The sequence below is a fragment of the Massilia sp. YIM B02763 genome, from assembly GCF_030412015.1.
GTDB lineage: Bacteria > Pseudomonadota > Gammaproteobacteria > Burkholderiales > Burkholderiaceae_D > Telluria.
In genome coordinates, this window is sequence record NZ_JASNRD010000001.1 from 112,735 (window position 1) to 139,007 (window position 26,273).

At 70.2% G+C, this 26,273-nt stretch carries 25 protein-coding genes; 14 read left to right on the forward strand and 11 right to left on the reverse strand.

Annotated elements, in window-relative coordinates; all coding sequences use genetic code 11:
• Positions 1-34: 34 nt before the first annotated feature.
• The gene (locus tag QPK32_RS00490; protein ID WP_290410822.1) at positions 35-427 is read right to left on the reverse strand and encodes a hypothetical protein; all 393 of its coding nucleotides are present in this window, start codon (positions 425-427) and stop codon (positions 35-37) included.
• A gap of 202 nt (positions 428-629) precedes the next feature.
• Between QPK32_RS00490 and QPK32_RS00495 the strand changes: the two genes are divergently transcribed.
• Positions 630-1,235, forward strand: a complete 606-nt coding sequence (locus QPK32_RS00495; protein WP_290410823.1) for a response regulator transcription factor — start codon at positions 630-632, stop codon at positions 1,233-1,235.
• A gap of 77 nt (positions 1,236-1,312) precedes the next feature.
• Here QPK32_RS00495 and QPK32_RS00500 read toward each other — a convergent pair whose 3' ends face one another.
• Both QPK32_RS00500 and QPK32_RS00505 read right to left on the reverse strand, forming a co-directional pair.
• Entirely contained in the window at positions 1,313-3,040 is a 1,728-nt protein-coding gene (locus QPK32_RS00500; protein ID WP_290410824.1) for a phosphoethanolamine transferase, read from the reverse strand.
• 225 nt (positions 3,041-3,265) lie between these two features.
• Positions 3,266-4,186, reverse strand: a complete 921-nt coding sequence (locus QPK32_RS00505; protein WP_290410825.1) for a LysR family transcriptional regulator — start codon at positions 4,184-4,186, stop codon at positions 3,266-3,268.
• 141 nt (positions 4,187-4,327) lie between these two features.
• Here QPK32_RS00505 and mdcA point away from each other — a divergent pair, with 141 nt between their 5' ends.
• The 9 genes from mdcA to mdcH all read left to right on the forward strand — a co-directional run bounded on the left by mdcA (position 4,328) and on the right by mdcH (position 11,800).
• Positions 4,328-5,989: a malonate decarboxylase subunit alpha gene (gene mdcA, locus QPK32_RS00510; RefSeq protein ID WP_290410826.1), complete on the forward strand. Its 1,662-nt coding sequence runs from the start codon at positions 4,328-4,330 to the stop codon at positions 5,987-5,989.
• Positions 5,989-6,903, forward strand: coding sequence for a triphosphoribosyl-dephospho-CoA synthase (locus QPK32_RS00515; protein WP_290410827.1), 915 nt, complete (start codon positions 5,989-5,991; stop codon positions 6,901-6,903). Before mdcA ends, QPK32_RS00515 begins: the two co-directional genes overlap by 1 nt.
• A 43-nt stretch (positions 6,904-6,946) precedes the next feature.
• Positions 6,947-7,264: a malonate decarboxylase subunit delta gene (locus tag QPK32_RS00520; RefSeq protein ID WP_290410828.1), complete on the forward strand. Its 318-nt coding sequence runs from the start codon at positions 6,947-6,949 to the stop codon at positions 7,262-7,264.
• Complete coding sequence (locus tag QPK32_RS00525) at positions 7,261-8,109, forward strand: biotin-independent malonate decarboxylase subunit beta (RefSeq protein ID WP_290410829.1); 849 nt, start codon at positions 7,261-7,263, stop codon at positions 8,107-8,109. Before QPK32_RS00520 ends, QPK32_RS00525 begins: the two co-directional genes overlap by 4 nt.
• On the forward strand, positions 8,106-8,957 hold the full coding sequence (gene mdcE, locus QPK32_RS00530; protein ID WP_374046676.1) for a biotin-independent malonate decarboxylase subunit gamma: 852 nt from the start codon (positions 8,106-8,108) through the stop codon (positions 8,955-8,957). The genes QPK32_RS00525 and mdcE overlap by 4 nt, the downstream gene beginning before the upstream one ends.
• A 114-nt stretch (positions 8,958-9,071) precedes the next feature.
• Entirely contained in the window at positions 9,072-9,482 is a 411-nt protein-coding gene (madL, locus tag QPK32_RS00535; protein WP_290410830.1) for a malonate transporter subunit MadL, read from the forward strand.
• A 10-nt stretch (positions 9,483-9,492) separates the two neighbouring features.
• Positions 9,493-10,257, forward strand: a complete 765-nt coding sequence (gene madM / locus QPK32_RS00540; RefSeq protein ID WP_290410831.1) for a malonate transporter subunit MadM — start codon at positions 9,493-9,495, stop codon at positions 10,255-10,257.
• The gene (locus QPK32_RS00545; protein ID WP_290410832.1) at positions 10,254-10,871 is read left to right on the forward strand and encodes a malonate decarboxylase holo-ACP synthase; all 618 of its coding nucleotides are present in this window, start codon (positions 10,254-10,256) and stop codon (positions 10,869-10,871) included. Before madM ends, QPK32_RS00545 begins: the two co-directional genes overlap by 4 nt.
• Positions 10,868-11,800 carry a malonate decarboxylase subunit epsilon gene (gene mdcH / locus QPK32_RS00550; protein WP_290410833.1) on the forward strand — a complete coding sequence of 311 codons (933 nt, stop codon included), beginning with the start codon at positions 10,868-10,870 and terminating at the stop codon, positions 11,798-11,800. The genes QPK32_RS00545 and mdcH overlap by 4 nt, the downstream gene beginning before the upstream one ends.
• Positions 11,801-11,831: 31 nt before the next feature.
• Here the strand turns inward: mdcH and QPK32_RS00555 are convergent, their stop codons facing one another.
• The 8 genes from QPK32_RS00555 to paoA form a co-directional block, all read right to left on the reverse strand.
• Positions 11,832-12,617, reverse strand: a complete 786-nt coding sequence (locus QPK32_RS00555) for an FRG domain-containing protein (protein ID WP_290410834.1) — start codon at positions 12,615-12,617, stop codon at positions 11,832-11,834.
• 52 nt (positions 12,618-12,669) lie between these two features.
• Positions 12,670-12,906, reverse strand: coding sequence for a hypothetical protein (locus QPK32_RS00560; RefSeq protein WP_290410835.1), 237 nt, complete (start codon positions 12,904-12,906; stop codon positions 12,670-12,672).
• Positions 12,903-13,454: a GNAT family N-acetyltransferase gene (locus QPK32_RS00565; RefSeq protein ID WP_290410836.1), complete on the reverse strand. Its 552-nt coding sequence runs from the start codon at positions 13,452-13,454 to the stop codon at positions 12,903-12,905. The genes QPK32_RS00560 and QPK32_RS00565 overlap by 4 nt, the downstream gene beginning before the upstream one ends.
• 65 nt (positions 13,455-13,519) lie before the next feature.
• Complete coding sequence (locus QPK32_RS00570; protein WP_290410837.1) at positions 13,520-16,249, reverse strand: PAS domain S-box protein; 2,730 nt, start codon at positions 16,247-16,249, stop codon at positions 13,520-13,522.
• A 75-nt stretch (positions 16,250-16,324) separates the two neighbouring features.
• On the reverse strand, positions 16,325-17,158 hold the full coding sequence (locus QPK32_RS00575) for an SDR family oxidoreductase (RefSeq protein ID WP_290410838.1): 834 nt from the start codon (positions 17,156-17,158) through the stop codon (positions 16,325-16,327).
• A 14-nt stretch (positions 17,159-17,172) separates the two neighbouring features.
• Positions 17,173-19,374, reverse strand: a complete 2,202-nt coding sequence (gene paoC, locus QPK32_RS00580) for an aldehyde oxidoreductase molybdenum-binding subunit PaoC (protein WP_290410839.1) — start codon at positions 19,372-19,374, stop codon at positions 17,173-17,175.
• A gap of 16 nt (positions 19,375-19,390) precedes the next feature.
• Complete coding sequence (locus tag QPK32_RS00585) at positions 19,391-20,356, reverse strand: xanthine dehydrogenase family protein subunit M (protein WP_290410840.1); 966 nt, start codon at positions 20,354-20,356, stop codon at positions 19,391-19,393.
• Positions 20,353-21,003: an aldehyde dehydrogenase iron-sulfur subunit PaoA gene (paoA, locus tag QPK32_RS00590; RefSeq protein WP_290411375.1), complete on the reverse strand. Its 651-nt coding sequence runs from the start codon at positions 21,001-21,003 to the stop codon at positions 20,353-20,355. Before paoA ends, QPK32_RS00585 begins: the two co-directional genes overlap by 4 nt.
• A 239-nt stretch (positions 21,004-21,242) precedes the next feature.
• Here paoA and QPK32_RS00595 point away from each other — a divergent pair, with 239 nt between their 5' ends.
• Genes QPK32_RS00595 through QPK32_RS00610 form a run of 4 tightly spaced genes read left to right on the forward strand, consistent with a single transcriptional unit; the run spans position 21,243 to position 26,270 of the window.
• Complete coding sequence (locus QPK32_RS00595; RefSeq protein ID WP_290410841.1) at positions 21,243-21,908, forward strand: TetR/AcrR family transcriptional regulator; 666 nt, start codon at positions 21,243-21,245, stop codon at positions 21,906-21,908.
• Positions 21,909-21,959: 51 nt separating this feature from the next.
• Complete coding sequence (locus QPK32_RS00600) at positions 21,960-23,216, forward strand: HlyD family secretion protein (protein WP_290410842.1); 1,257 nt, start codon at positions 21,960-21,962, stop codon at positions 23,214-23,216.
• Positions 23,213-24,739 carry an MDR family MFS transporter gene (locus tag QPK32_RS00605; protein ID WP_290410843.1) on the forward strand — a complete coding sequence of 509 codons (1,527 nt, stop codon included), beginning with the start codon at positions 23,213-23,215 and terminating at the stop codon, positions 24,737-24,739. Before QPK32_RS00600 ends, QPK32_RS00605 begins: the two co-directional genes overlap by 4 nt.
• A 16-nt stretch (positions 24,740-24,755) precedes the next feature.
• On the forward strand, positions 24,756-26,270 hold the full coding sequence (locus QPK32_RS00610) for an efflux transporter outer membrane subunit (protein ID WP_290410844.1): 1,515 nt from the start codon (positions 24,756-24,758) through the stop codon (positions 26,268-26,270).
• Positions 26,271-26,273: the final 3 nt, after the last annotated feature.

The window sequence follows — 26,273 nt, forward strand, 5'->3', positions numbered from 1 at the left end:
AAGCCCGGCGGCGCAGTCGCGCGTCCCGGCCGCATCAACCGTCGACCAGGTAGCGCGACAGCTCCGACTGCGGCAGCCCCGGCACGGCGTTCGGCGCCAGCGCAGCGGCGCCCTGCGCCATCGACTTGAACAGGCGCCGCACCACGCGGCTGAGCGACACGTGGCAGCGCCCCTTGCGCAGCAGCTCGTGGCACCCGCGCAGGCGGTAGCCGTCGTAGAACAGCACTTCGTAGTCGACCTGCAGGTCGCGCTGGCGTTCTGCCACCGGCGCGGCCTGCGCGGCCTGGTCGGCCCAGTCGGCCAGCACGCGGTTGGCCATGCGGAACTCGCTTACCACGACCGTGGCGCGGGTGGAGCGGGTCAGGCGGATGCGGACCACGTCGATCGGTTCGGCCGCGCAGCTGGCAGCGAGGGCTTGGATGGTCATGGCGGGCTCCCGGTGGCGGTGGATGGATGCCGGTTCGATGGATGAAGATCTACGGCGACTTTCTTCGATACTAGCGAAGCGCCGTGCGCCGCGCATATCCCATTGGACAGGGACCCTTCCACGGCGGATCGAAAACAGGTCCGCGGAGAGGGTCAGGATGTTGTATGATTTTCAGTGTTTATGGCCTGAAAAGTTGTTTAGCATGACAAGAGCCACTTCCGGCACGCCCATCCGCGTGATGATCGCCGACGACCACCCCATGATGCGCGAGGGGATCGCGGCCACGCTGACCGCCCATGGCGACATCGAGATCGTCGCCCAGGCCAGGGACGGCGACGAGGCGATCCGCTGCTTCTGCGCCCAACGCCCCGACGTCGCCCTGGTCGACCTGCAAATGCCCGGCAAGGACGGACTGGAAGCGATCCGCGCAATCCGCAGCCTCCACCCCGAGGCGCGCCTGATCGTCCTGACCACCTATGACGGCGACGCCCGCATCGCCGCCGCCCTCCGGGCCGGCGCGTCGGCCTACCTGCTCAAGAACGTGCCAGGGCGCGACCTGGCGGCTGCCGTGCGCGAAGTGCACGAGGGCTCGCACGTGCTGTCCCAGGCGCTGCGGCGCGAAGTCGCGATCCACAATGCGGGCGACGCGCTGTCGCCGCGCGAACTGGACGTGCTGCGCCTGGCCGCCAGCGGACACTCGAACCGCGAGATCGGCACGGCCCTGTCGATCGGCGAGACCACGGTCAAGACCCACATGAGTACCATCCTCGTCAAGCTGGCGGTGCAGCGCGGCTTCATCGACCTGTGAAGGACGAAGTGCCGTCAGGACGCGCCCGCGCGGGGCGCTGATCGGCCCCGGGAAGGACCGGTGCGGGCCGGCGGGCGTCAGCGGTGCAGAACCGCCGCCTGCACCAGCGGCTGGGCCAGCGATGCCGACTCCCGCTGGGCGAACTGGCCACTCAACAGGTCGTCCTCGGCGCGGTAGCCGCCCGCCCGGATGTCGAGCAGGCCGTACAGCGTGTGGTCGAGCACGTCGGTGCGGTAGGACCGGGCTTCCACGGCGGTCCGGTCCATGCGCGCCAGCTTGTCGGCGCGGTTGGTCCAGACCAGCAGCGGTACCTGGTAGCCGCTGGGGTCGAGCGCGGAGTGGCCGGCGAAGTCGCGGTTGTGACCCACTTCCTGGCCGTGGTCGGACACGTACAGCAGCGAGGTCGGATGGCTGGCCGCGCGCCGCGCGCGGGCGATGATCGAGGCGATCACGTGGTCGCCGTAGAGCATGGCGTTGTCGTACTGGTCGCGCGCCTTGACGATCCAGAACGGCCGGCCAGCGCCGCGCAGCGCCGCGTCGACGCCGTCTTCCGTGCGGGTGAACCGGTCGTAGGCCTGCGGGTAGCGCAGGTCGTAGCGCAGGTGCGCGCCCTGCATGTGCACGACGACGAGCTTGCGCGGCTCGGGACGGGCGAGGATGCGCTCGATATGCGGCAGCATGCGCTCGTCCAGGCTGCGCGCCTCGCGCCCGCGGCCTTCGTTGACGAACACCTGCTCGTGCGCATGGGCGGCAAGGATCTGGATCGGCCCATCGGCGCGCTCCTGGTTGGACACCCAGAACACGCGGTAGCCCGCCGTGCGCGCCAGCGCCAGCACGTTGGGCTGGTCGTGCCAGGCTTCCGGCTGGTCCTTGGTCGCCGGGGTCAGCATCTTGAGCAGCGACTGGGCGGTGGCCGCGTCCGCCGAGTTCACGTTCTTGAACACCAGCAGCTGGTCGCGCATCGTGTCGCGCAGGCGCTCCAGTTCCGGCGTCGTGCGGCGCGGGTAGCCGTACAGCGACCAGTTGCTGCGGTTGACGCTCTCGCCCAGCACCAGCACGACGGTCTGCTCGGCCGGGCCGGCATAGCTGGCCTGGTCCTGGCGCGCCTTGTCCAGGTCGCGCTCGACCTTCAGGCGCACCTGTTCCATGAAGGCGCGCTGGTCGAAATAATCGTCGACGTAGCGCGGCCAGAACACCAGCGGGTTTTCCTTGGCCATCGTCGGATTGAAGTGCAGCGCCCCGAACAGCGCGGCCAGCGCCAGGCCGACCCAGCGCACGCGCCGCGACGGCGCCGCGGGCACACCCTGCGCACGGGTCCAGCGCCGCTCGAACCATGCCATCAGCGCGACCAGGCCGGCGGGCAAGGCCGCCACCAGCAGCATCTGGATGCCGTAGGTGGCGACGAATTCGCGCGCTTCCTCCGGATTGCTGCCCAGGATCGCATCGGCGACGGCGATGTGCTTCGGGTTCAGGCCGTACAGCCAGAACAGGAAGCCTTCGACGGCGGCCGTGGCCAGCACCAGGCCATTGAGCAGCAGCGCGGCGCCGGCGAGCAGCCGCCGCCAGGGCAGCAGCAGCGCCAGGCCGCCCAGCCCGAGATTGGCGACGAGGACGAAGCCCGCCGCCTTGGTGAAATTGTGGGAATCCTGCATGCCCAGCTGCCAGAACGTGGCCAGGCCGGCAATGGTGACGAAGGCGCGCACGCCAGCCAGGCGCAAGGCAGGCGGCAAGGCCGACTTGAAGACGGACTTCAACATGGACGGCAGCGCATGCGGCAGCGCGCCCTTGTTACGGACAATGGACATTCTCTCTCCAGTGGACACGGCCGGTGGGGCCGGTGGCGGCGCGCGGATTCTGCGTCCACGCTGCGCGCCTGCCCGCGGCGCTGGCCGCCGGGCACGAACCGGACGAGCACGCCGCGATGGAGGCTTGGCCGCGATCTGTGCTCGTCAATATCGCGAGATTATGGCATACGGATCAGTTCCGATCAAGATCGCATATGTACTGCGGCGGTGCGCTTGCTCAAGCATTCAAACGGAACCGAGCCGCTGTTCCTTGCGATACATGCGGCATTCGGCGGCCAGCGCCAGCAGGTTCGGGTCGCGCTCGCGGCTGCGCGGGAACAACAGCGTGATCGCCTGGCGCGAGGCGTAGCGGGCGTCGAGCGGGATCAGGTCGACGCGCGTGGAAAATTCGGCAATCCGGCCGGGCAGCAGGCTGTAGCCCATGCCGCCACCCACGAGGTTAATGAGCGAAAAGATATCGCTGACGCGCATGATCGTCTCCGGCACGTAGCCGGCCTGGCGGAATGCGTGGTCGAAGCTGTCCGACGTCACGAAGCCGTCGTTCAGGGTAATGAACTTTTCTCCCTTCAGGTCGCGCAGGTCGGCATGTGCCCTCCCCGCATACGGCGAGCCGAGCGGCGCCGCCAGGTGCACCTCGTCCTCGAACAGCGGGACCGACAGCAGCTGCGGATCGTCGAGCGGCGCCTGCAGGCCGATCACGATGGCATCCAGGCGGCCGTCGTCCATGCTGCGCAGCAGTTGCTGGTTCGACCCCAGCGTCAGGTCGATCTGCAGCTCGGGCCGGCGCAGCTTCAGTCCCATCAGCAGCTGCGGGATGCAGCGCAGCGTCAGCGAATACAGCGAGCCGATCTTGAGCCGGTTGGCGTTCAGGCCCGCCAGGTCGCGCACCTTGCGCACGCCCTCTTCCGTCTCGCTGACGGCACGCTGGGCATGCTTGGCGAATGCGTAGGCGGCCGGCAGCGGCGCCAGGTTGCGGCCCTCGCGCCGGAACAGCGGACAGCGCAGGCCCTGCTCCAGGGAGTGCAGCGCGCGATGGATACTGACTGTCGATTGTCCCAGCTCGTCCGACACCCTGGCCAGGCTGTTCAGGCGCATGAAGGCCAGGAAAACTTCTAGTTTCTTTAACGTAATTTCTTCATCGATCATGACGGCCTCAATCGCCTCCCTCATTCGGAAAGGATACTCCAATCGTTAACCTGGGAGTAAACGTTCGCCGGCGGGGTTGATTGAAGCATTGTGTCTTGCTTCCTATGCTGGGTGCAACGGTTTCGATAACAAGGAGACACTATGGATACGACGATGTCCGCGCCGCGCCGGTGGGACACGCGGCGCCAGGAGAAGCGCCGCCGCCTGGACGCCGTGCGCCACCTGGCCGACGGTCCCGTGCTGCGCAGCGACCGCCTGGTCGAGGCGCTGGAATCCCTCGTCGTCAGCGGCGACCGCGTCGTCCTGGAGGGGAACAACCAGAAGCAGGCCGACTTCCTGGCCCGCGCCCTCGTGCAGGTCGACCCCGGCCGCCTGAATCGACTGCACATGATCATGCCGAGCGTGAGCCTGCCCGAACACCTCGACCTGTTCGAGCGCGGCATCGCCAGCAAGCTCGATTTCGCCTACGCCGGCGCCCAGAGCCTGCGCATCTCCCAGTTCCTGCAGGAGGGCTCGCTCCAGGTCGGCGCCCTGCACACCTATATCGAACTGTATGCGCGCCTGTACGTGGACCTGGCGCCGAACGTCGTCATGGTGGCCGGCTACAAGGCCGACCGCGACGGCAATCTGTACACGGGCCCCAGCACCGAGGACACGCCGGCCCTCGTCGAAGCGGCCGCCTTCCGCGACGGCATCGTGATCGCCCAGGTCAACGAGATCGTCGATGATCCGAAGGACCTGCCGCGCGTGGACGTGCCGGGCTCATGGATCGACTTCGTGGTGCAGTCCGACAAGCCCTTCTACATCGAACCGCTGTTCACGCGCGACCCGCGCCTGATCAAGCCCGTGCACATCCTGATGGCGATGATGGCGATCCGCGGCGTCTACGAGCGCCACCAGGTGCAGTCGCTGAACCACGGCATCGGCTTCAACACGGCCGCCATCGAGCTGCTGCTGCCGACCTACGGCGAGCAGCTGGGCCTGAAGGGCAAGATCTGCCGCAACTGGACGCTGAACCCCCACCCCACGATGATCCCCGCGATCGAATCGGGCTGGGTCGAGAGCATCCACTGCTTCGGCGCCGAGCTGGGCATGGAAGCCTACACGGCGGCGCGCCCGGACATCTTCTTCACGGGCCGCGACGGCTCCATGCGCTCGAACCGCGCATTCTGCCAGCTGGCCGGCCAGTATGCCGTCGACCTGTTCATCGGCGCGACGCTGCAGATGGACGGCCTGGGCAACTCGTCCACCGTCACCCACGGCCGCCTGACGGGCTTCGGCGGGGCGCCGAACATGGGCCACGACCCGCACGGCCGCCGCCACGCCACGCCGGCCTGGCTCGACCTCGTCGAGACCGACGATCCGCTCGCGCGCGGCAAGAAGCTCGTCGTGCAGATGGTCGAGACCTTCCAGGACGGCACGGCGCCGACCATCGTCGAATCGCTCGACGCCGTGGAAGTCGGCAAGGCATCGGGCATGCCGCTCGCGCCCGTGATGATCTACGGCGACGACGTGACCCACGTGCTGACCGAGGAAGGCATCGCCTACCTGTACAAGGCGCGTTCGCTGGAAGAGCGCAAGGCGATGCTGGCGGCGGTGGCCGGGGTGACGCCCATCGGCATGCGCCACGACCCGAAGCAGACGGCCCGCATGCGCGAACAGGGCCTGATCGCGCTGCCCGAGGACATGGGCGTGCAGCGGGCCCAGGCCACGCGCTCGCTGCTGGCGGCAAAAAGCATCGCCGAGCTGGTCGACTGGTCCGGCGGCCTGTACGACCCGCCGGCCAAGTTCAGGAGCTGGTAATGACGGCGCTGACTCCCGATCCCCTGATTCCCGACGGCGCGACCGCAAGCGCGAATGCAAACGCGGCCGCGGACAGCCTGCTGGCCCACGTGGCGGCGGACGCGCTGGCCCTGAACGCCGTCCAGTCCCTCGTCGACGAAGCCATGCTCACGCCCAAGCCGGGCCTGGTCGACATGCGCGGCAGCGGCGCCCACCACGACCTGAGCTGGCCTCTGATGTGCGCCTCGGCCTGGGCGCTGCGTCCCGCGTTCACGGGCATGGCGCTGGCCGGAAGGACGCTGGCCAGCCAGGATGCGCTGCTGCGCCGGCGCATCGGCGCCATCGGCCGCGAGGCGGAAGCCGCGATGCTGGCGGCGACGGGCGGCGTGAACACGCACCGCGGCGCGATCTGGGCGCTGGGCCTGCTGGTGACGGCCGCCGCCGGCATCGAGGGCGCCTACGACGCCGGCGCCATCGCCGCCCGTGCCGGCCTGCTGGCCCGCATCGACGACCCGCTGGCACCGCGCAACACGGGCAACAAGGGCGAGCGAGCCTGCCGCGAACACGGTGTGGGCGGGGCCCGCGGCCAGGCCCGCGCCGGCTTCCCGCAAGTGGTCGAGCATGCGCTGCCGGCGCTACGCGGCGCGCGCGCGCGCGGCGATACCGAGGCGCAGGCCCGCGTGAACGCCCTGCTGGCCGTGATGGCGACACTCGACGACACCTGCCTGCTGGCGCGCGGCGGCCGGGCGGCCCTGCAGGCCACGCAGGACGGCGCGCGGCGCGTGCTGGACGCGGGCGGCATGGCCACGCCCGACGGCCGGCACCTGCTGGCCGCGCTGGAAGCGCAGATGGCGGCGCAGCACGTGTCGCCCGGCGGCGCCGCCGACCTGCTCGCGGCCGCGCTGCTGCTGGACCGGCTCGAGGGCCGGAGGTAGCGCACATGCGCGGCCGACCAACAACAATGGAGACCAACTGATCATGGAAAAACTGGAATTCGAGTTCGGCGCGGGCCAGCCTGCGCCCGGACGCACCGTCAGCGGCGTCGTCAGCTCGGGCGACCTGGAGGTGCTGCTGGAGCCCGCGGGCGCCGGCCGGACCACGGTCGCCGTGCAGACCTCGGTGGACGGCTACGGCGCCACCTGGACCGCGCTGCTGGAACGCGTGTTCGGCGCCGGCCAGCTCCCCGCCGCGCGCATCGAGATCAACGACAACGGCGCCACGCCGGGCGTGGTGCGCATGCGCATCGAGCAGGCGTACGAGCAGGTAACCATGCAAGCCAAGGGAGGACAGCCATGAGCATCGAAGCCCTGCTCCAGCGCGACAGTTTCATCGAGCGCGGCGCCCGCAGCCGCGCCCAGGCGCTGCTCGACCCCGGCACCTTCCGCGAACTGGTCGGTCCGTTCGAGCGCATCACCTCGCCCTGGCTCGCCATGCAACACCTCGTGACGCAGGCCGACGACGGCGTCGTCGTCGCGAAAGGAAAGCTGGACAGCCAGCCCACGGTGGTGCTGGCGATCGAAGGCGCCTTCCAGGGCGGCAGCATGGGCGAAGTGGGCGGCGCCAAGATCGCCGGCGCGCTGGAACTGGCGGCGCGCGACAACCGCAACGGCATCCCGACGCAGGCCGTGATCCTGTTCGAGACGGGCGGCGTGCGCCTGCAGGAAGCGAACCTGGGCCTGGCCGCCATCGCGGAGATCCAGTCGGCCATCGTCGACCTGCGCCGCTATCGACCGGTGGTCGGTGTCAGTGCCGGTACCGTCGGTTGTTATGGTGGCATGTCGATCGCCGCCGGCTTATGCTCCTATCTTGTATTGACGAGGGAGGCGCGCCTGGGCCTGAACGGGCCGCAGGTGATCGAGCAGGAAGCGGGCGTGGCGGAGTTCGACGCGCGCCAGCGTTCCCTGATCTGGGGCCTGACGGGCGGCGAGCAGCGCGCCGCCGCCCACCTCGCGGACCTGTGCGTGGCCGACGATACGCGCGAAGTGCGCGACGCCGTCGCCGGCCTGTTCGCGCGCGGCGTGCCGGCCGTGCACCGCAGCGAGCGCATCGACGATTTTCTTGCCTGCCTGGAGCGCGTCGACACGAGCTCCCAGCCCACGCCGGCGCAAGCCCGCGACCTGTTTGCGAAAGGACTCGAATGATGGACGCAACGACCAACACGAATGCGAACCACGACGGCAAGCGCGCCTCGCGCGGCGCCATGTGGCTGCGCCTGCTGACCGGCGGCGCCCAGCCGTCCCACGACTGGGCCGCCGTCAAGGCCGTCGACGCCATCCTGGCCGGCCAGGACGCGCGCTACATCGCCGTCGTGCCGGACCCGGACAACCGATTCCCGCGCGCCCGCAACGGCGAGGTGGGCCTCGTCGAAGGCTGGCAGCTGGCCCGCGCCGTCCAGGAAGTCGTGCAACTGGACCGCGGCGCCGCCGTCAAGCGCCCCATCGTGGCGATCGTCGACGTGCCCAGCCAGGCCTACGGGCGGCGCGAGGAAGCGTTCGGCATTCACCAGGCGCTGGCCGGCGCGGCCGGCGCCTATGCCCAGGCGCGCCAGGCCGGCCACCCCGTCATCGGCCTCGTCGTCGGCCTGGCCATGTCCGGCGCCTTCCTCGCGCACGGCTACCAGGCCAACCGCCTGATCGCCCTGGACGACCCGAACGTGCAGGTACACGCAATGGGCAAGGCCTCGGCCGCCCGCGTGACCCTGCGCTCCGTCGAGGCGCTGGAAAGGCTGGCGGCCAGCGTGCCGCCGATGGCCTACGACGTCCAGAGCTTCGCTTCGCTGGGCATCCTGTGGAAGATCCTGCAGCTGACCAACCTGGCGCTGCCTGACGAGCAGGACCTGGCCCTCGTGCACGGCGCGCTGGAGGCGGCCCTGGCCGACATCCTGGACGACCCGGCGCGCGACCTGTCCGGCCGCCTGCAGGGCCGCCACCGCCAGGCGTCGCGCCGCGTGCGCAAACTGCTGCAGTCCGAATGGGAGGCCGCCCACTGACCAGACCCTGACCCGACGCGGAAGCTGCCGACGCCGCACGAACCAAGACACCAGAAGCACGCGGCGCGGCCTGCCAAATTTTTTCGGAAAGTTGGACACATAGAGGAGACAGCCATGATTATCTATGGAACCGCATTACTCGCAGTTTGCCACCTGCTCGGGATCTTCCTGGGCGACCTGCTGGGCGCCCTGCTCGGCGCCAAGACCAACGTCGGCGGCGTGGGCATCGCCATGATCCTGCTGATCTGCGCCCGCCTGTGGATGCACAAGCGGGGCCTGATGCCGCCGCAGACCGAGATGGGCGTGGGCTTCTGGGGCGCGATGTACATCCCCGTCGTCGTCGCCATGGCCGCGCAGCAGAACGTCGTCTCGGCGCTGCGCGGCGGCCCGGTGGCGCTGCTGGCCGCCCTCGGCACCGTGCTCGTATGCGCGCTGTGCATCAACCTGATCAACCGCAGCGAACGCAACGCGCCCGAATGGGAGCCGGAAGCGGACGCCAAACGCGGCCAACCGCAATCGATCTGAGGAGACCACCATGCTCGACCTCCTGGAAAAAACCGCGAAACACAATGGCCTCGTGCTGGCCTTCGCCCTCGTCGGCCTGGTGATGCTGGTGTCGATGTGGCTGTCCAAGCGCCTCACCATGGGCCGCGTGCACGGCTCCGCGATCGCCATCGTCATCGGCCTGATCCTCGCCTACTGGGGCGGCATCCAGACCGGCGGCCAGAAAGGCCTGGCCGACCTGTCGCTGTTCGCCGGGGTGGGCCTGATGGGCGGCGCCATGCTGCGCGACTTCGCCATCGTCGCCACCGCCTTCGAGGTGCAGGTCGTGGAAGCGCGCAAGGCCGGCTTCGTCGGCGCCGCCGCGCTGATGCTGGGCACCATCCTGCCCTTCATCGTGGGCGCCTGCGTCGCCTGGACCTTCGGCTACCGCGACGCCGTCAGCATCACGACCATCGGCGCCGGCGCCGTCACCTATATCGTCGGCCCCGTGACCGGTGCGGCGATCGGCGCCAGCTCCGAGATCATGGCCCTGTCCATCGCCACCGGCCTCGTGAAGGCGATCATGGTGATGGTCGGCACCCCGGCCGCGGCACGCTTCTTGCGCCTGCGCACCCCGCGCTCGGCGATGGTGTTCGGCGGCCTGGCCGGCACCGTCAGCGGCGTCTCGGCCGGCCTCGCGGCCACCGACCGCCGCCTGGTGCCGTACGGCGCCCTCGTCGCCACCTTCCACACGGGCCTGGGCTGCCTGCTCGGCCCCTCGCTGCTGTTCTTCGCCACGCGCTCGCTGGTGGCATGATGGACTGCTCGCCGCACGACCTCTTGTTCCTGCATGCGCCCGGCGCGTTCGAGACCGCGGGCGCGCGCCCGGACTGGCTCGGCGGCGCCTGGCTCGCCCGGGCGCCGCTGGTCGTGCGCAGGGAAGCGACGGCGGCCGGCCGCATTCCCGTCGGCGCGCGCGGCCCCCGGCGCAACCAGCGCCTCGCCGGCTACGTCGATGCCGCCGCGGTGCGGCAGCGCGTGACGCCGGAGATGCTCGCGCGGATGCAGCCTCCGCCAGGCTTGCCCTGCCTCGATGCACTGGCCGCCCTGGCGCCACGACTGGCGGCCCTGGGCCCGGCCTGGGGCCCGATCGGCGGCGTGGGCTTCCAGCTCGCCAGCGGCTTGCCCGTGCTGCGCGACACGAGCGACCTCGACCTGCTGGTGCGCGCGCCGCGCCCGTTGGACCCTGCCGTCGTCACGGCCCTGGGCGCCATGCAGCGCGATGCGGCCTGCCGCATCGACATCCAGGTCGACACGGGGGGCGGCGGCTTCGCGCTGGCCGAGTACGCGCGCGGCGGCCGCGTGATGCTGAAGACGGCGCGCGGGCCCGTGCTGCTGGACGATCCCTGGCAGCAGCCGGCGGCGGCATGAGCGTCCTGTTCACCTTCCCCGGCCAGGGCGCGCAAAAGCCGGGCATGCTGCATGCGCTGCCCGATCATCCGGAGACGGCGCGCACGCTGGCCGACGCCTCCGAGGCGCTCGGCCGCGACGTGCTGGCCCTGGACACGGATACGGCGCTTGCGTCCACCGTGGCCGTGCAACTGTGCGTGCTGGTCGCCGGCGTCGCGATGGCGCGCGTGCTGGCGGCGCACGGCGCGCAGCCGCGGATGGTCGCAGGCCTGTCGATCGGCGCCTGGCCTGCCGCCGTGACGGCGGGCGTGCTCGGATTCGCCGATGCCGTGCGCCTGGTCGCGCTGCGCGCCCGCCTGATGGAAGAAGCCTACCCGCGCGGCTACGGCATGACGGCCATCGGCGGACTCACCCGCCAGCAGCTGGAACCGCTGGTGGCACGCGTGCATGGCGCCGCCAGTCCCGTCTACCTCGCCAATCTGAACGCGGCGCGCCAGATCGTCATCGCCGGCAGCGACGCCGCGATGGCGGCCGTGGCCCGGCTGGCCCTCGACCACGGCGCCCACCGCGCCGAGCGCCTGGCAGTCGCCGTGCCCTCCCATTGCGAATTGTTCGACGCCCAGGCACGGGTGCTCGCCGACGCCGTCGGCGAGGTCGAGCTGGCGCGTCCGCGTCTCACCTACATCAGCAGCAGCGCGGCGCGCGCCCTGTTCGACGGCCGCGCGATCGGCGCCGACCTGGCGGCGAACATGGCGCGGCCCGTGCTGTGGGCCGATACCGTGCGCCATGCCTGGGAACGCGGGGCGCGCCTGGCGCTCGAGATGCCGCCCGGCGCCGTCCTGACGCGCCTGGCCGAGACGGACTTCGCCGGCGGCGCCGCCATCGCGGCGGACGGACAGCGCGTCGACAGCCTGGTGGCGCTGGTCATGGAGGGCGTATCCGGCGGATGAGCGGGGCGGCGAGAGGCGCCGCCTTGCCGGCCTAGCCGCGCTCGGAGCGATGCCCCGGCCACGTGATCTCGAGCTCGTAGCCGATCGAGCGCGCCAGCCCATCCAGGTCGGGGAACAGCGTCGCGTGCGTGATGTTCATGCGGTACAGCGACAGCATCGCCTCGGCGCGCACGCTCGCCGGCAGCACGAACTTGCGCAGCAGGGGCGTGCCGCGCTCGTACTGCGTGATGATTTCGTCCAGCGGCTTGTCCAGCACGCCCGGCACGACGAAGGTGCCCGATTGCGCCACCAGGCGCCGGTCCATCTCCTCCGGTTCGCCGACCCAGATGATGTCCTTGCTGTTGACGGCGAAATGGCGCTCGAAGTTGCCGCGCACGCGCGGATCGATCGCCTCGCGCCGCAGCGTCACGTCGTGGCGCGGGGCCGCGCTCCACAGCGTCGGCGTGTCCAGCGCGAACACGGCGGCGCTGCAGTTCGTGTTGTTCAGGGCGAAAAAGGCCGCCACGAACGGCGACTTGGTGAAATCGATCATGCGGGTCGGCGCGCCGTGGTGCTGCATCAGCGCCAGGCAGCGGATGTCGTCGACCAGCACGTTCGCATCGGCCAGGTAGACGTGGGCCTTGCGCCGGAAGATGCGCAGCGCGCGCTCCTCGCGCTGGCGCCACGACGCCCTGTCCGGCACGAAGCTGTGCAGGTAGCGCGACAAGGCGCTCATCAAGTCCCACCCGGCGTCCGGCAGGCCGCGGAAGGCCCAGCCGTCGCATTCCGAGGTCAGGGCGACGAATTCGTTCCAGCTTTTGACGTGTACGATGTCCATGGCACGGCGATTGGCTGCGGTGGAAAATGCTCTCACACGGGGCCGGCGCCCGTCAATCGAATCGGGAGCCCTCGACGATCGCCAGGCGGTCCAGGCGCACCGTCGTGCCATCCTCCAGACGCGCATACTCGACGCCGTCCTTCGCGAACAGGTCGAGGATGCGCGTGTCGACTGTCGCCCTGGCACCGTCCTCGCCCGCCACCTCGAGCCTGACCGTGCGCGCGCGCGTGGCGGCAGCCTCGAACGCGTCGTACAGCGCGCAGGCGATGGGCTGGTACGGCGCCGTCATGCGCCCTCCCGCGCCGGCACGGCGAGACCGGTATCCGCATGGCGCTCGAAATGCACGCGGTCGTACCAGGTGCCGTCCAGTTCGAAGCTGCGCCGCGAGCGGCCGTATTCGACGAAGCCGTTGCGCCGCAGGACGCGCTGCGAAGCCACGTTCGCCACGCTGGCGTCGGCTTCGATGCGGCGCAGGCCCAGGTCGCCGAAGCCGATCGCGAGCAGGCGCCCCACGGCGGCGCCGGCATGGCCCCGGCCGCCGAAGTCGGCGCCGATGCGGTAGCCCAGCACGGCGCTGTGGAAGTGGGCGCGCTTGACGTGGCCCAGGTTGACGCGGCCGACCAGCGCGCCCTGGGCGTCCCTGACCAGGAATTGGTAGCCGCGGTCGGCCAGCGCGTCCGCCTGCGCCGCCGCGATGGCGCGGGCCACGCCGTCCCGCGAATAGTAGGCGGCAGGACGGGCGTTGATGTGGGCTTCGAAGAAGGCGCGGTTGGCCAGCTCGAAGGCGAGCAGCGGCTCGACGTCGGCGGCGGCGGGAGGGGCAAGCGATACGGTCATCGGTACGGATCGGGGCATCGGATGACGCATGCTGCCATGGCGCGCCCGTGCCCGCAAGCCCCGCCTCAGCCGATGCGCTTGGCCTTGGCCACGTTGTCCATCACGGCCAGGATATCGGCCGCCTTGACGGGCTTGACGAAGTGGCTGTCGAAGCCCGCCGCCAGCGCCTTCTCGCGGTCCTGGGCCTGGCCGTAGCCGCTGACGGCCACCAGCGGCAGGTGCTGCATGCCGGGCTGCGCGCGCAGCCGGCGCGCCAGCTCGTAGCCGTCGAATTCGGGCAGGCCGATGTCCAGCACGCACAGGTCGGGCCGGTGGCGCGCCGCGTGCTCCAGCGCGCGGCCCGGGCTGTGGCACACGGTGCAGCGGTGGCCCACGGCCTCGATGTACATCGCCAGGATCTCGGCGGCGTCGACGTTGTCGTCGACGATCAGCACGTCCAGCGCATCCGCCGGCGCCACCGCGCCAGCGGATGCGGCCGCGTCGAATCCGCCTTCGTGCTCCTGGTGGTAGCGCGGCAGCACGACGGTGAAGCGGCTGCCCTTGCCCGGCCCGGCGCTGTCCGCGTCCACGCTGCCGCCGTGCAGCTCGACGAGGCTCTTCACCAGCGCGAGGCCGATCCCCAGGCCGCCCTGGGAGCGGTCGGCGCTGCGCTCGCCCTGGGAGAACAGCTCGAACGCGCGCCCCGCCAGCTCGGCCGACATGCCGATGCCGTCGTCGCTCACGTCCACCTCGACCTCGTCCTCGGCCACCCGGATGCGCACGTCGATGCGGCCGCCGTCCGGCGTGTACTTGGCGGCGTTGCCCAGCAGGTTGGCGAAGATCTGCACCAGGCGCTTGCGGTCGCCGTGGATCAGCGCATCGTCGGGCGGCATGTGCAGTTCCAGGTCGTGGTCCTTGGCCTTGACGAGCGGGCGCACCTGCTCCACCGCCTCGCCGACCACGGCGGCCAGTTGCACGGGCCCGCTTTCCAGCGTGATCAGGCCGCGGGTGACGCGCGAGACGTCCAGCAGGTCGTCGATCAGGCCCGTCATGTGGCTGGCCTGGCGCGCGATGATGGCCGTCACCTGGCGGATACGGGCCTCGTCGGCCTTGCCGATCTTGAGGAAGTCGGCCGCGGCGGCGATCGGCGCCAGCGGATTGCGCAGCTCGTGGGCGAGCATGGCGAGGAATTCGTCCTTGCGCCGGTCCGCCTCGCGCAGCGCATGCTGGGCGTCTCGGATCGCCGAAATGTCGACCACGTAGGCGATGCCCTCGCCGCCGCCCGCGGTGGCCGCGCCGATCTGCACGCTGGCGCGGCTGCCGTCCTTGCGGTAGTACTCCTTGACGTAGTTCTCCATCCGCCCGACGGTGCGCAGCCGCTCGATCACCTCGTCGTTGGACGCGCGCCACTCGGCCGGCGTGAGCCGCTGCGACGTCATCTCGCCCCGCTCCATCTCCTCGCGCGTGTAGCCCAGCATGTCGAGGAAGGCCTGGTTGGCGTCGGTGATGGTGCCGTCGAGGCGGTAGCGGATGATGCCGATGACGTTCGACTCGGCCAGGCGGCGGAACCGCGCCTCGCTCTCGCGCAGCGCTTCCTCGGCCTCCTTCTGGCGCGACACGTCCAGTACGATGCCGGGCAGCCAAGCCGCGCGGCCGGTCGCGTCGCGCGCAACCTTGCCGCGCGCGAGCAGGTGGCGCCAGCCGGCGCCGGCGCGCACCCGGTAGTTGCACTCGTAGCCGGCGCCGCTCTCCACCGCCAGTTCGATCGCGGCGCGCGTCTGCGCCACGTCGTCGGGATGGATCGCCGCCAGGTAGGCGCCGAGCCGGCCGCCCGCGGCCTCGCCCGGGTCCACGCCGAAGAGGCGGGCCAGGTTGCGGTCGGCGAACACCCGGTCCTGCTGGAGGTCGTAGGTCCAGGTACCGATGTCGGCCGCCACCAGCGCCGCCTCCTGGCGCAGGCGCGCGTCCAGCAGGATTTCCTCGTTGCGCTTGTGCTGGTCGATGTCGGTGCAGGTACCCATCCAGCGCACGATGCGGCCGCCCTCGTCGCGCACCGGCAGCGCCCGCCCCAGCACCCAGCGGTATTCGCCGCTGTGGTGGCGCAGCCGGTATTCGACCTCGTACTGCGCTCCCGTCTCGAGCGCGTGGCGCCACAGCGCCCAGGCCCGTTCGCGGTCGTCCGGATGGAACATCGTGGCCCAGCGTTCGCCGTCGGTGTCGCCCTCGCGCATGCCGGTGAAGTCGTACCAGCGCTGGTTGTAGTAATCGTGGTAGCCGTCGGGCAGCGTCGACCACACCATCTGGGGCATGGCGTCCGTGATGACGCGGAACTTGGCCTCGCTCTCGCGCAGCGGCGTGATGTCGGAGATCGTGCAGCTGAAGCCGTGGATGGCGCCATCCAGGCCGCGCAGCGGGGCGAACGCGAGATCGAGCCAGGCGCTCGCATGCGCATCTGCGGCGCGCGGCAGTTCCAGCGCCGGCTGCTCGACGTGGAAGGACTCGCCGGCCAGCGCGCGCCGGATCGGTTCCTCCAGCACGGTCCAGGCTTGCGGCCAGGCCTCGCGCATGGGCTGGCCGAGGATGCCGGGATGGCGGCGGCCGACCAGCGCCAGCGTGGCGTCGTTGTACAGCTGGCACAGCTGAGGCCCCCAGCCGATGAACATGGGCGTGGCCGCGTCAAGCATGAAGCGTACCGCATGGCGCAACACGGGATCCCATTCCCCGGGCAGGCCGAGCCGGCCCACGGCGCGGCCCGGCTCGTTCAACAAGCCTTCGACGCCATCGGAGGCCGGGGCCCGGGAGATCTCGTTCATCATGTTCTTTCAGTAACGCGGCGCGGGAATCGCGTTCCCACATTCTATTCGCTTACAGAAAGAACGTGTTGTACGAGATTACTCCTTGACGCCGGATCCCGGCTTGGCCTGCCCGGCGTGCAGGTCCGCCTTCACCGTATCGGGCGCCACGTTGTTGACGACGTTGCCGATGAATTTGCTGCTCATCATGCCGGCGACGATGCGGTCCTTGCCCTCCTTCATGGCCTCGTAACCCTCCTTGGCCACCTCGTCCGGCTTCGCCTTCTCGCCCACGCCCAGCTTGTTGTCCAGCATGCCGGCGCGCGGCCAGAAATTGGTGTCGACCTGGCCCGGCATCAGCAGCGTGATCGACACCCCGCTGTCCTTGACCTCGGACTTCACCGCTTCCGCGAACGAGATGATGAAGGCCTTGGTGGCGCCGTAGACGGTCTCGTAGGGCGTGGGCATCGTGCCCGAGATCGAGGCCGTGTAGAGCAGCCGGCCACCGCCCTGCGCCACCATGTCCGGCAGCAGGCGCTTGGTCAGGTGGACCTGGGACACGGCGTTCAGCTGGATCATCGCGATCTCGCGCTCCAGGTCCGTGCCGCCGACGAAGTAGCCGCCCAGGCCGACCCCGGCATTCAGGGCGGCGGCGGCCAGCGGCCGGCCCGTCGCCTGGACGGCGGCGTACAGCGCCTCGACGCCGTCGTAGTCCGTCAGGTCGGCCTCGACGATGATCGCCTCGGCCCCGGCCGCGCGCAGCTCGGCGGCCGTGCGTTCCAGCCCGGCGCGCTGGGTCGCGCTGATGACGAGGTCGTAGCCGTCGGCCGCGAACAGTTTCGCCAGTTCGTAGCCGATGCCGCTCGAAGCGCCGGTCACCAGGGCCAGCGGCCGGCCCGTCGCCGTCGTCGAATGTGTCGTTGCAGTGGACATCTCAACCTCCCGATTCATGCGGTTTGCGGCATCTTCGGCAACAGCTTGTCGAGCGTGACGGGATAGTCGCGCACGCGCACGCCGGTGGCGTTGTAGATCGCGTTGGCGACCGCCGCCGCCACGCCGCAGATGCCCAGTTCGCCCACGCCCTTGGCCTTCATGGGTGAAGCCATCGGGTCGGTCTCGTCCAGGAAGATCACTTCCTGGTGCGGGATGTCGGCGTGCACGGGCACCTCGTAGCCGGCCAGGTCGTGGTTGACGAAGAAGCCCACGCGCTTGTCGACGACCAGCTCTTCCATCAGCGCCGCGCCCGTGCCCATGGTCATCGCGCCGATCACCTGGCTGCGGGCCGACTTCGGGTTCAGGATGCGTCCGGAAGCGCACACGGCCAGCATGCGGCGCACGCGGATCTCGGCCGTGTAGGCGTCGACGGCCACCTCGACGAAGTGGGCGCCGAAGGTCGATTGCTGGAACTTCTTGTCCAGGTCGCCGTATTCCATCTTGTCCTCGCCGATCACGTCGCCGTCGCGGGATGCCTGCTCCAGGGCGACGGACTTGCCGCCCGCGCTCACCTTGCCGTCGCTGAAGTCGGCATTGGTCGGGTCGAGGCCCAGCTTGTTCGCCACGTTCTCGCGCAGCTTGACGCAGGCCGCGTACACGCCGGCCGTCGAGCTGTTGCCGCCCCACTGGCCGCCGGAACCCGAGGAGACCGGGTATGCCGAGTCGCCCAGGCGCACGTCGACGCGTTCGAGCGGCACGCCCATCATCTCGGCCGCCGTCTGCGCGATGATCGTGTAGCTGCCGGTGCCGATGTCCGTCATGTCCGTCTCGACCGTGACGCGGCCGTCGCGGCCCAGGCGCACGCGCGCCGCCGACGGCGTATTGATGTTGTTGCGGAAGGCCGACGCCATGCCCATGCCGATCAGCCACTGGCCCTCGCGCACCTTGCCCGGCGTCGCATTGCGCTTGTTCCAGCCGAAGCGCTCGGCGCCCAGGCGCAGCGTGTCGACGAAGCGGCGCTGCGAGAACTTGCGCTCGCGCTTTTCCGGATCGACCGTCGTGTCGTTGACGATGCGCAGCATGACGGGGTCCATCTTGAGCTTTTCGGCCAGCTCGTCCATCGCGATCTCGAGCGCCATCAGGCCCGGCGCCTCGCCGGGCGCGCGCATCGAGTTGCCTTCCGGGAGGTCCAGCGTGGCCAGGCGCATGCGCGTCAGCCGGTCCTGGCCCGCGTACAGCAGGCGGGTCTGCTGCACGGCCGCTTCCGGCTGGCCTTCGGGCAGGTCGCCCGACCAGCTTTCGTGGGCGATGGCCGTGATGCGGCCTTCGCGCGTGGCGCCGATGCGGATGCGCTGGATCGTGGCCGGACGATGCGTGGTGTTGTTGATGATGATCGCCCGCTGCAGCGTGACCTTGACGGGTCGGCCCGCGGCCTTGGCGCCCAGCGCCGCCATCAGCGCCTCGGAACGCAGGAACAGCTTGCCGCCGAAGCCGCCGCCGACGTAGGGCGAGACCAGGCGCACGTTTTCCTCGGGGATGCCGAGCGTCTTGGCCAGGTCCTTCTTGCCCCAATTGATCATCTGGTTCGACGTGTACAAGGTCAGCTTGTCGCCGTTCCAGACGGCGATCGAGGCATGCGGCTCCATCATGGCGTGCGACTGGTCAGGCGTCGTGTAGGTGGCGTCCAGCTTCACCGGGGCATTGGCGTAGCCCGACTCGAAATCGCCGGCCTTGCTGTCCGGCTTTTCGCTCTCGCCGGGCTTCTTGGCCGCGTTCTTCGCGGCCTCGAGGTCGTAGACGCCGTTGATCTTGGCGTAGTCGACCTTCAGCAGCGAGGCCGCGGCGCGCGCCTGCTCGAAGGTCTCGGCGACGACGACGGCGATGGCCTGGTGGTAGTGCTGGATCTCGGGGCCGCCCAGCAGGTGGGCGACGTTCTTGTCGCCCTTGCCCAGCTTGCCCGCATTCTCGTAGGTGACGATGGCCAGGACGCCGGGCGCCGCCTTGGCGGCCGCGGTGTCGATCTTCGTGATGCGGCCCTTGGCGATGCTCGAGCCCACGACGTAGCCGTAGGCGGCGTTCGGCGCGGCCTTGTGCTGCTCGTAGGCGTAGGGGGCGGTGCCCGTGGTCTTCAGCGGGCCGTCGATGCGGTCCGTGGGCTTGCCGACCACCTTCAGGCGATCGATGGGATTGGTGGTGGCGGGTGTGGTGAATTTCATGTCGTCGGCCTCCTCGTCAGCCGGTGCGCTTGGCGCCGCGCGCGTCGGCCAGGATGGCGTCGAGCGTGCGCTGGACCAGCGGGACCTTGAATGCGTTGTCGTTGGTGGTGCGGGCATCGGCCAGCAGGCGGGCCGTCACGGCCTTGCCGCCCTGCGGCATGGCCTGCTCGGCGGCCGGCACGCGCCACGGCCGGTGCGCCACGCCGCCCAGCGCCACGCGGCCGCTGCCGTCCGGCTGCACGACGGCGGCCACGGATACCAGCGCGAACGCGTAGGACGCGCGGTCGCGCACCTTGCGGTAGTAATGCTTGCCGCCCAGCGGCTTGGGCAGCGTCACGGCCGTGATCAGCTCGCCCGGCTGCAGGTTCGTCTCGATGTGCGGCGTATTGCCCGGCAGGCGGTAGAAGTCGGCGATGGGGATCACCCGCTTGGCGCCGTTCGGCGCCACGGTCTCGATCTGCGCGTCGAGCAGCTGCATGGCGACGGCCATGTCGCTCGGGTGCGTGGCGATGCACATCTCGCTCTGGCCGACGATGGCCAGCTGGCGCGAATAGCCGCCGATCGCGGAGCAGCCGCTGCCCGGCTTGCGCTTGTTGCAGGCCTGGTTGGTATCGTAGAAGTACGGGCAGCGGGTGCGCTGCAGCAGGTTGCCGGCGGTGGTCGCCTTGTTGCGCAGCTGGCCGGACGCGCCGGCCAGCAGGGCGCGCGACAGCACGGCGTAGTCGCGCCGCACGCGCGCGTCGGACGCCAGGTCCGTGTTGCGCACCAGGGCGCCCACGCGCAGGCCGCCCTCGGGCGTCGGTTCGATCTTGTCCAGGCCCAGGCCGTTGACGTCGACCAGGTGGGCCGGCGTCTCGATCTCGAGCTTCATCAGGTCGAGCAGGTTGGTGCCGCCCGCGATGAAGCGGGTGTTCGGCTGGCGGCTGGCCGCGGCGGCCGCCTCGGCGGGCGTCGAAACGCGCTGGTAGGTAAATGCCTTCATGCCTTGCCTCCCCCGACTTCGGTGATCGCCTCCATGATGTTGGAATAGGCGCCGCAGCGACAGATATTGCCGCTCATGCGCTCGCGCAGCTCGTCGACGGACAGCAGCGGCTTGGCGTTCAGGTCGGCCGTCACGTGGCTGGGGACGCCGCGCTTGATCTCGTCGAGCGTGGCGACGGCCGAGCAGATCTGGCCGGGCGTACAGTAGCCGCACTGGTAGCCGTCGTGCTTGACGAAGGCGGCCTGCATCGGGTGCAGCTTGCCGGGCTGGCCCAGGCCTTCGATGGTGGTGACCTCGTCGCCTTCGTGCATCACGGCGAGGCTCAGGCAGGAGTTGATGCGGCGGCCGTTGACGATGACCGTGCAGGCGCCGCACTGGCCCTGGTCGCAGCCCTTCTTGGTGCCGGTCAGGTGCAGGTGCTCGCGCAGCAGGTCGAGCAGCGTCGTGCGCGTGTCGACCTGCTGTTCGTAGCGCTGGCCATTGACGCGCAGCGCCACCTTGCCCGTCACGGGCGCCGGCGTGGTGGCCGCGCCGCCCTGCGGGGATTCGACCTGCGCCACGGCCGGCAGGGCGGCCGCCGTCGCCGTGGCGGCGCCGGCCACGAGCACGTCGCGCCGGCCCCGGTTGATGTTCTTCGAATGGTCCATTGTCGCTTCCTTGTAGATGGTGGCCGGCGCCGCGGACGTGCGCCAGGCGTTGTCGTCATGATAAGCGAATTGTCGCGCCGAGTTGAACACTGTTCGGCGATCCATGCAATGCACCAAATATGTGCGATTCCCACTGGCAATTAATGCAAACAAGCATCGGTGTTGCTACGCACAAATCGAAATGCGCATTCGTTGCGAAAAGTTTACGATTGATCTAAATTAAACAGTTGTTTAAGTATATGGATCAAGATGACCAGTTGCCCACGCGGCGCCCGCGCAGCGACGGCGTCCAGGCACGCGAGCGCATCCTCGGCGCGGCACTGCGCCTGTTCGTCGAGCGCGGCTATGCCAGCACATCCGTGCGCGACATCGCCCAGGCGGCCGACGCCAACGTGGCCGCCATCGCCTATTATTTCGGCGACAAGGCCGGCCTGTACCGCGCCGCCCTGTACGAACCCATATGCGCGCGGGACGGCGAAGACGCCCTCTCGGACGTGTCCGCAGCGCCACTGCCCCTACGAACGGCGCTCGCGCGCACCCTGCGCGCCTGCCTGGCGCCCCTCGGGCAAGGCCGCAACGCCCTGCTGTGCGTGCGGCTGCGCCAGCGCGAGGCCTTCGAACCCACCGGCATGCTCGACGACGAGCGCCCGCAACGCGATCGCCTGCAGCGCCACCTGACGGCGATCCTGGCGCGCGAGCTGGGCGTCGATCCCGATTCCGAACTGATCGCCCTCGCCTTTTCCATCAAGGCACTGGTGGTCTATCCCTACATCGGCCACGAACACATCCACACCGCCGAACCCCGGCTGTTCGATGCCCCCGGCGCCCTCGACGCCTGGGTCGAGCGCCTCACCGCCTACGCCGCCGCCATGGTGGACGCCGAGCGCGCGCGCCGGTTCCGCTGATTGCCGCCCGATTTTCAACCACCTCCAATCGCAAACGACAGAAAGAACGACATGAGCGACCAAGCCATCACCGACAAGGAAGAAGACAGGACCGACAAACCCGACGACGGCAAGAACAAGGACCGCAAGGACGGCGACAAGAAGGACGACAACAAGGACGACAACAAGGACGGCAAGAAGGACGAGAAGATGTCGCCCGAGCGCAAGCGCAAGATGCGCCTCGTGCTGGTCGTGGTCGGCATCGTCGTGCTTCTGGGCGTGCTGGGCTGGGTGCTGTACTACAACCTGCACGGCAAGTTCTTCGAGAAGACGGACGACGCCTACCTCGAGGCGGACGCCGTCACCATCTCGCCCAAGATCGGCGGCTACGTCGAGGAAGTGCTGGTCAGGGACAACCAGGACGTGCAGGCGGGCCAGCCGCTGGTACGCATCGACCCGCGCGACTACCGGGCCCAGGCCGAGCAGTACCAGGCCCAGATCGACATCGCGCACGCGAATGCGGACGCCGTGCGCGCCCAGATCGCCGAGCAGGAATCGGTCGTCGACCAGGCGCGCGCCCAGTTGGCGGCCGCGCGCGACAATGCCGCCTTCGCGGCCGGCGAGGCGCGCCGCTATGCCCCGTTGACGGAGATCGGCGCGGAGAACGCGCAGACGCTGGCGGCGCGCCGCAACGACGCCGACCAGAGCGCGCGCCAGGTGGCGGCGCAACGCGCGGCGCTGGAAAACGCGCAGAAACGCATCGTCTCGCTGCAGGCGCAGGTGCGCCAGGCCGAGGCGCAGGCCGGATCCGCGCAGGCGCAGCTGAAGGCGGCCGAGGTCAACCTGCAGTCGACGACGCTCACGGCCAGCGTGGCCGGCCGCGTGGGCGATTCGAGCGTGCGCGTGGGCCAGTTCGTGCAGCCGGGCACGCGCCTGATGAGCGTCGTCCCGCTCAACACGATGTACGTGGGCGCGAATTTCAAGGAAACGCAGATCGGCCGCATGCGCGTGGGCCAGCCCGTCGAGATCGAGGTCGACGCCCTGCCCGGACTGAAGCTGCACGGCCACGTGGACAGCGTCTCGCCGGGCACGGGCGCCCAGTTCTCGCTGATGCCGCCGGAGAACGCCACCGGCAACTTCACCAAGATCGTGCAGCGCGTCCCCGTGCGGGTGGCGCTGGACGCGGGCCCCGACGCGCGCCGCGTGCTGGTTCCCGGCCTGTCGCTGAAGGTCGTCGTCGACACCCGCAACGCCAAGGACGCCATCAAGGACATCAAGAAGAAGGAAGAAGACAGGACCGAGCGCCGCCAGGACGGAGCACAGCGATGAGCGAACAGAAAGCGGATACCGGCGCCTGGCTGGCCGTCGCCGCCGGCACGCTGGGCGCGCTGATGGCCACGCTGGACATCTCCATCGTCAACTCCTCGCTGCCCACGATCCAGGGCGAGATCGGCGCCTCCGGCACCGAGGGCACCTGGATCGCCACCGGCTACCTGGTCGCCGAGATCGTCATCATCCCCCTGTCCGGCTGGCTCGAACGCGTGTTCGGCCTGCGCACCTTCCTGCTGGTGGTGGCGGCGCTGTTCACGGGATTCTCCGTGCTGTGCGGCCTGTCGACCACGCTGGGCATGATGATCGCCGGCCGCGTCGGCCAAGGCTTCACGGGCGGCGCCATGATCCCCACCGCCCAGACCATCATCGCCACGCGCCTGCCGCGCAGCCAGCAGCCGATCGGCACGGCCATGTTCGGCGCCACCGTCGTGCTCGGGCCCATCATCGGGCCCCTGATCGGCGGATGGCTGACGGAAAACCTCAGCTGGCACTACGCCTTCTTCCTGAACGTGCCGATCTGCCTGGGCCTCATCATCCTCTTGCTGGTCGGCCTGCCGCACCAGAAGGCGGAGCCGGACGAACTGCTGCGCGCCGACTGGATCGGCATCCTGGGGCTGGCCGCCTTCCTCGGCGGCCTCACGGTCGTGCTGGAGGAAGGCCAGCGCGAACAGTGGTTCTCGTCGTCGACGATCGTCTGGCTGTCGGTCGTGTCGGCGTGCGGCTTCGTGCTGCTGATGATCGGCCAGTGGACGGCGCGCCGGCCCGTCATCCGGCTGAAACTGCTGATCGACCGCCAGTTCGGCGCCGTCGTCATGATGGGCATCGTGGTCGGCATGGTCATCTACGGCACCTCGTACGTGATCCCGCAGTTCCTGTCCCAGATCTCGCACTACAACGCGCTGCAGTCCGGGAAGATCGTCGCGCTGATGGGCATCCCGGCGCTGACGCTGATGGGCTTCGTGCCCCTGTTGATCCGCTACGTCGACATCCGCGTGGCCGTCGGCTTCGGCCTGTCGATGCTGGCGCTGTCCGCCTGGATCGACACCGACCTGACGGCCCAGGCGGCCGGCGGCGACTTCGTGGCCGGCCAGCTGATCCGCGGCGTCGGCACCATCTTCGCGATGATGTTCCTGAACCAGGCGGCGATCCAGTCCGTGGGGCCGGAGCATGCGAGCGACGCCGCCGGCCTGTTCAACGCGGCGCGCAACCTGGGCGGCTCGTTCGCCCTGGCCGGCATCACGGTGCTGCAGGACAAGCGCCAGTGGTTCCACGAGCGCCGCATCGAAGAGACGCTGGGCGCCAACCGGCTCGCCGTGCAGGACTACCTGGCCGCCCAGGCCCATGGCCTGGACGGCTTGCCGCGCGCGCTGCGCGGCCTGGGGCAGATGATCCAGGTCCAGGCGCTGACCATGACTTACAGCGACCTGTTCTGGGTGCTGTCCGTCTTCATCGGCTGCGCCATCCCGCTGGTGCTGTTCCTGCGGCCGCTGGGCAAGGGCGCCCCGGTGGCGACCCACTGAGTTTGGAGAACGACACATGAACATCAAGACATCCGCCGTGCTGCTCGCCGTCGCCGCCCTGGCGGGCTGCAAGACCGTGGGCACGGACTACACGGGCCCGAAGCCGGGCGTCCAGCCGAGCGCCTTCGCAAGGGGCGCAGGCCCGGACATGCCGCCGCCCGGCCAGCAGGTGCTGGCGCACTGGTGGACGGCGCTCGAGGACCCGACGCTCGACCGGCTCGTCGACCGCGCGCTGCGCGCGAGCCCCAACCTGGCCGTGGCGCGCGCGCGCCTGCGCCAGGCCCGCGCCGCACTGCGCAGCGAACGGGCGAACCGCCTGCCGAACGGGAACGCCACGCTGCTGGCGGCCCACGCCCACCTGCCGCCGCTGGACGACATCGCCGGCCAGGCCGCCCAGCAAGGCGGTCAGCAGGGCGGGCAGTCCGGCGCCCAGGGCGGCGGCCAGGGCTTGAACCTGCCGTCCAGCCTGAACCTGTACAGCCTGGGCTTCGACGCCACCTGGGAAATCGATTTGTTCGGCGGCCAGCGCCGCGCCACCGAGGCGGCGGCGGCGGCGGCCGACGCGGCCGAGGCGAACCTCGCCGACGCCCAACTGAGCCTGGTGGCCGAGGTGGCGCAGGCCTACGTGAACCTGCGCGCCACCCAGGCGCGCCAGGCGCTGAGCGCCGCCGCGGTCGACCGCCAGCAGCGTGCCGTCGACCTGACGCAGCGCCGCGTCGAGGGCGGCACCGCGTCGCGCCTGGACCTGGAAAGGCTGCAGGGCCAGCTGGAATCGACGCGCGCCGACGCCGAACCGCTCGCTGCGCAGCTGGACGCCATGCGCGACGAGCTGGCCGTGCTGGTCGGCGTGGCGCCGGGCGCACTGGACGCGGACCTCGGCGCGCCCGTCCGGGATGCGGCGGCCGTCCCGCTGCCGCCGCCCAGTGTCGCGGTCGGCGACCCCGCCGCCATGCTGCGCCGCCGGCCCGACATCCGCGCCGCCGAGCGCACGCTCGCCGCGCGCCATGCCCAGGTCGGCCAGGCCGAGGCGGCGCGGTTCCCGCGCCTGACGCTGCTGGGCCTCATCGGCATCGGCGGCACCCACCCGCGCGACCTCACGCACCTGGGCGACTATTCGGCGATCGCGGCGCCGCAACTGAGCTGGAACGTGCTCGACTTCGGCCGCATCGGCGCCGGCATCGAACAGGCCGAAGGCGTGCGCGACGAAGCCGAGGCGCAATACCAGCTGGCCGTGCTGGGCGCGCTGCGCGATGCCGAGGACGCGCTGTCGCGCTTCCGCCAGCGCCGCCAGACCCTCGCCACGATCGCGCGGGCCAAGGCCACCGCCGACCGCGCGGCCGAGCTGACCCGGGCGCGCCAGCAGGCCGGCACCGCCAGCCTGATCGACGTGCTCGACGTCGAGCGCCAGCAACTGGCCGCCGAGCAGAACCTGGCGCAGGCCCAGGCCGCGCTGACCAACGACTTCATCGCGCTGCACAAGGCGCTGGGGCTCGGATGGGAAGCTGCGGGGGAGCGGACGGCGGCGCGCTGACGC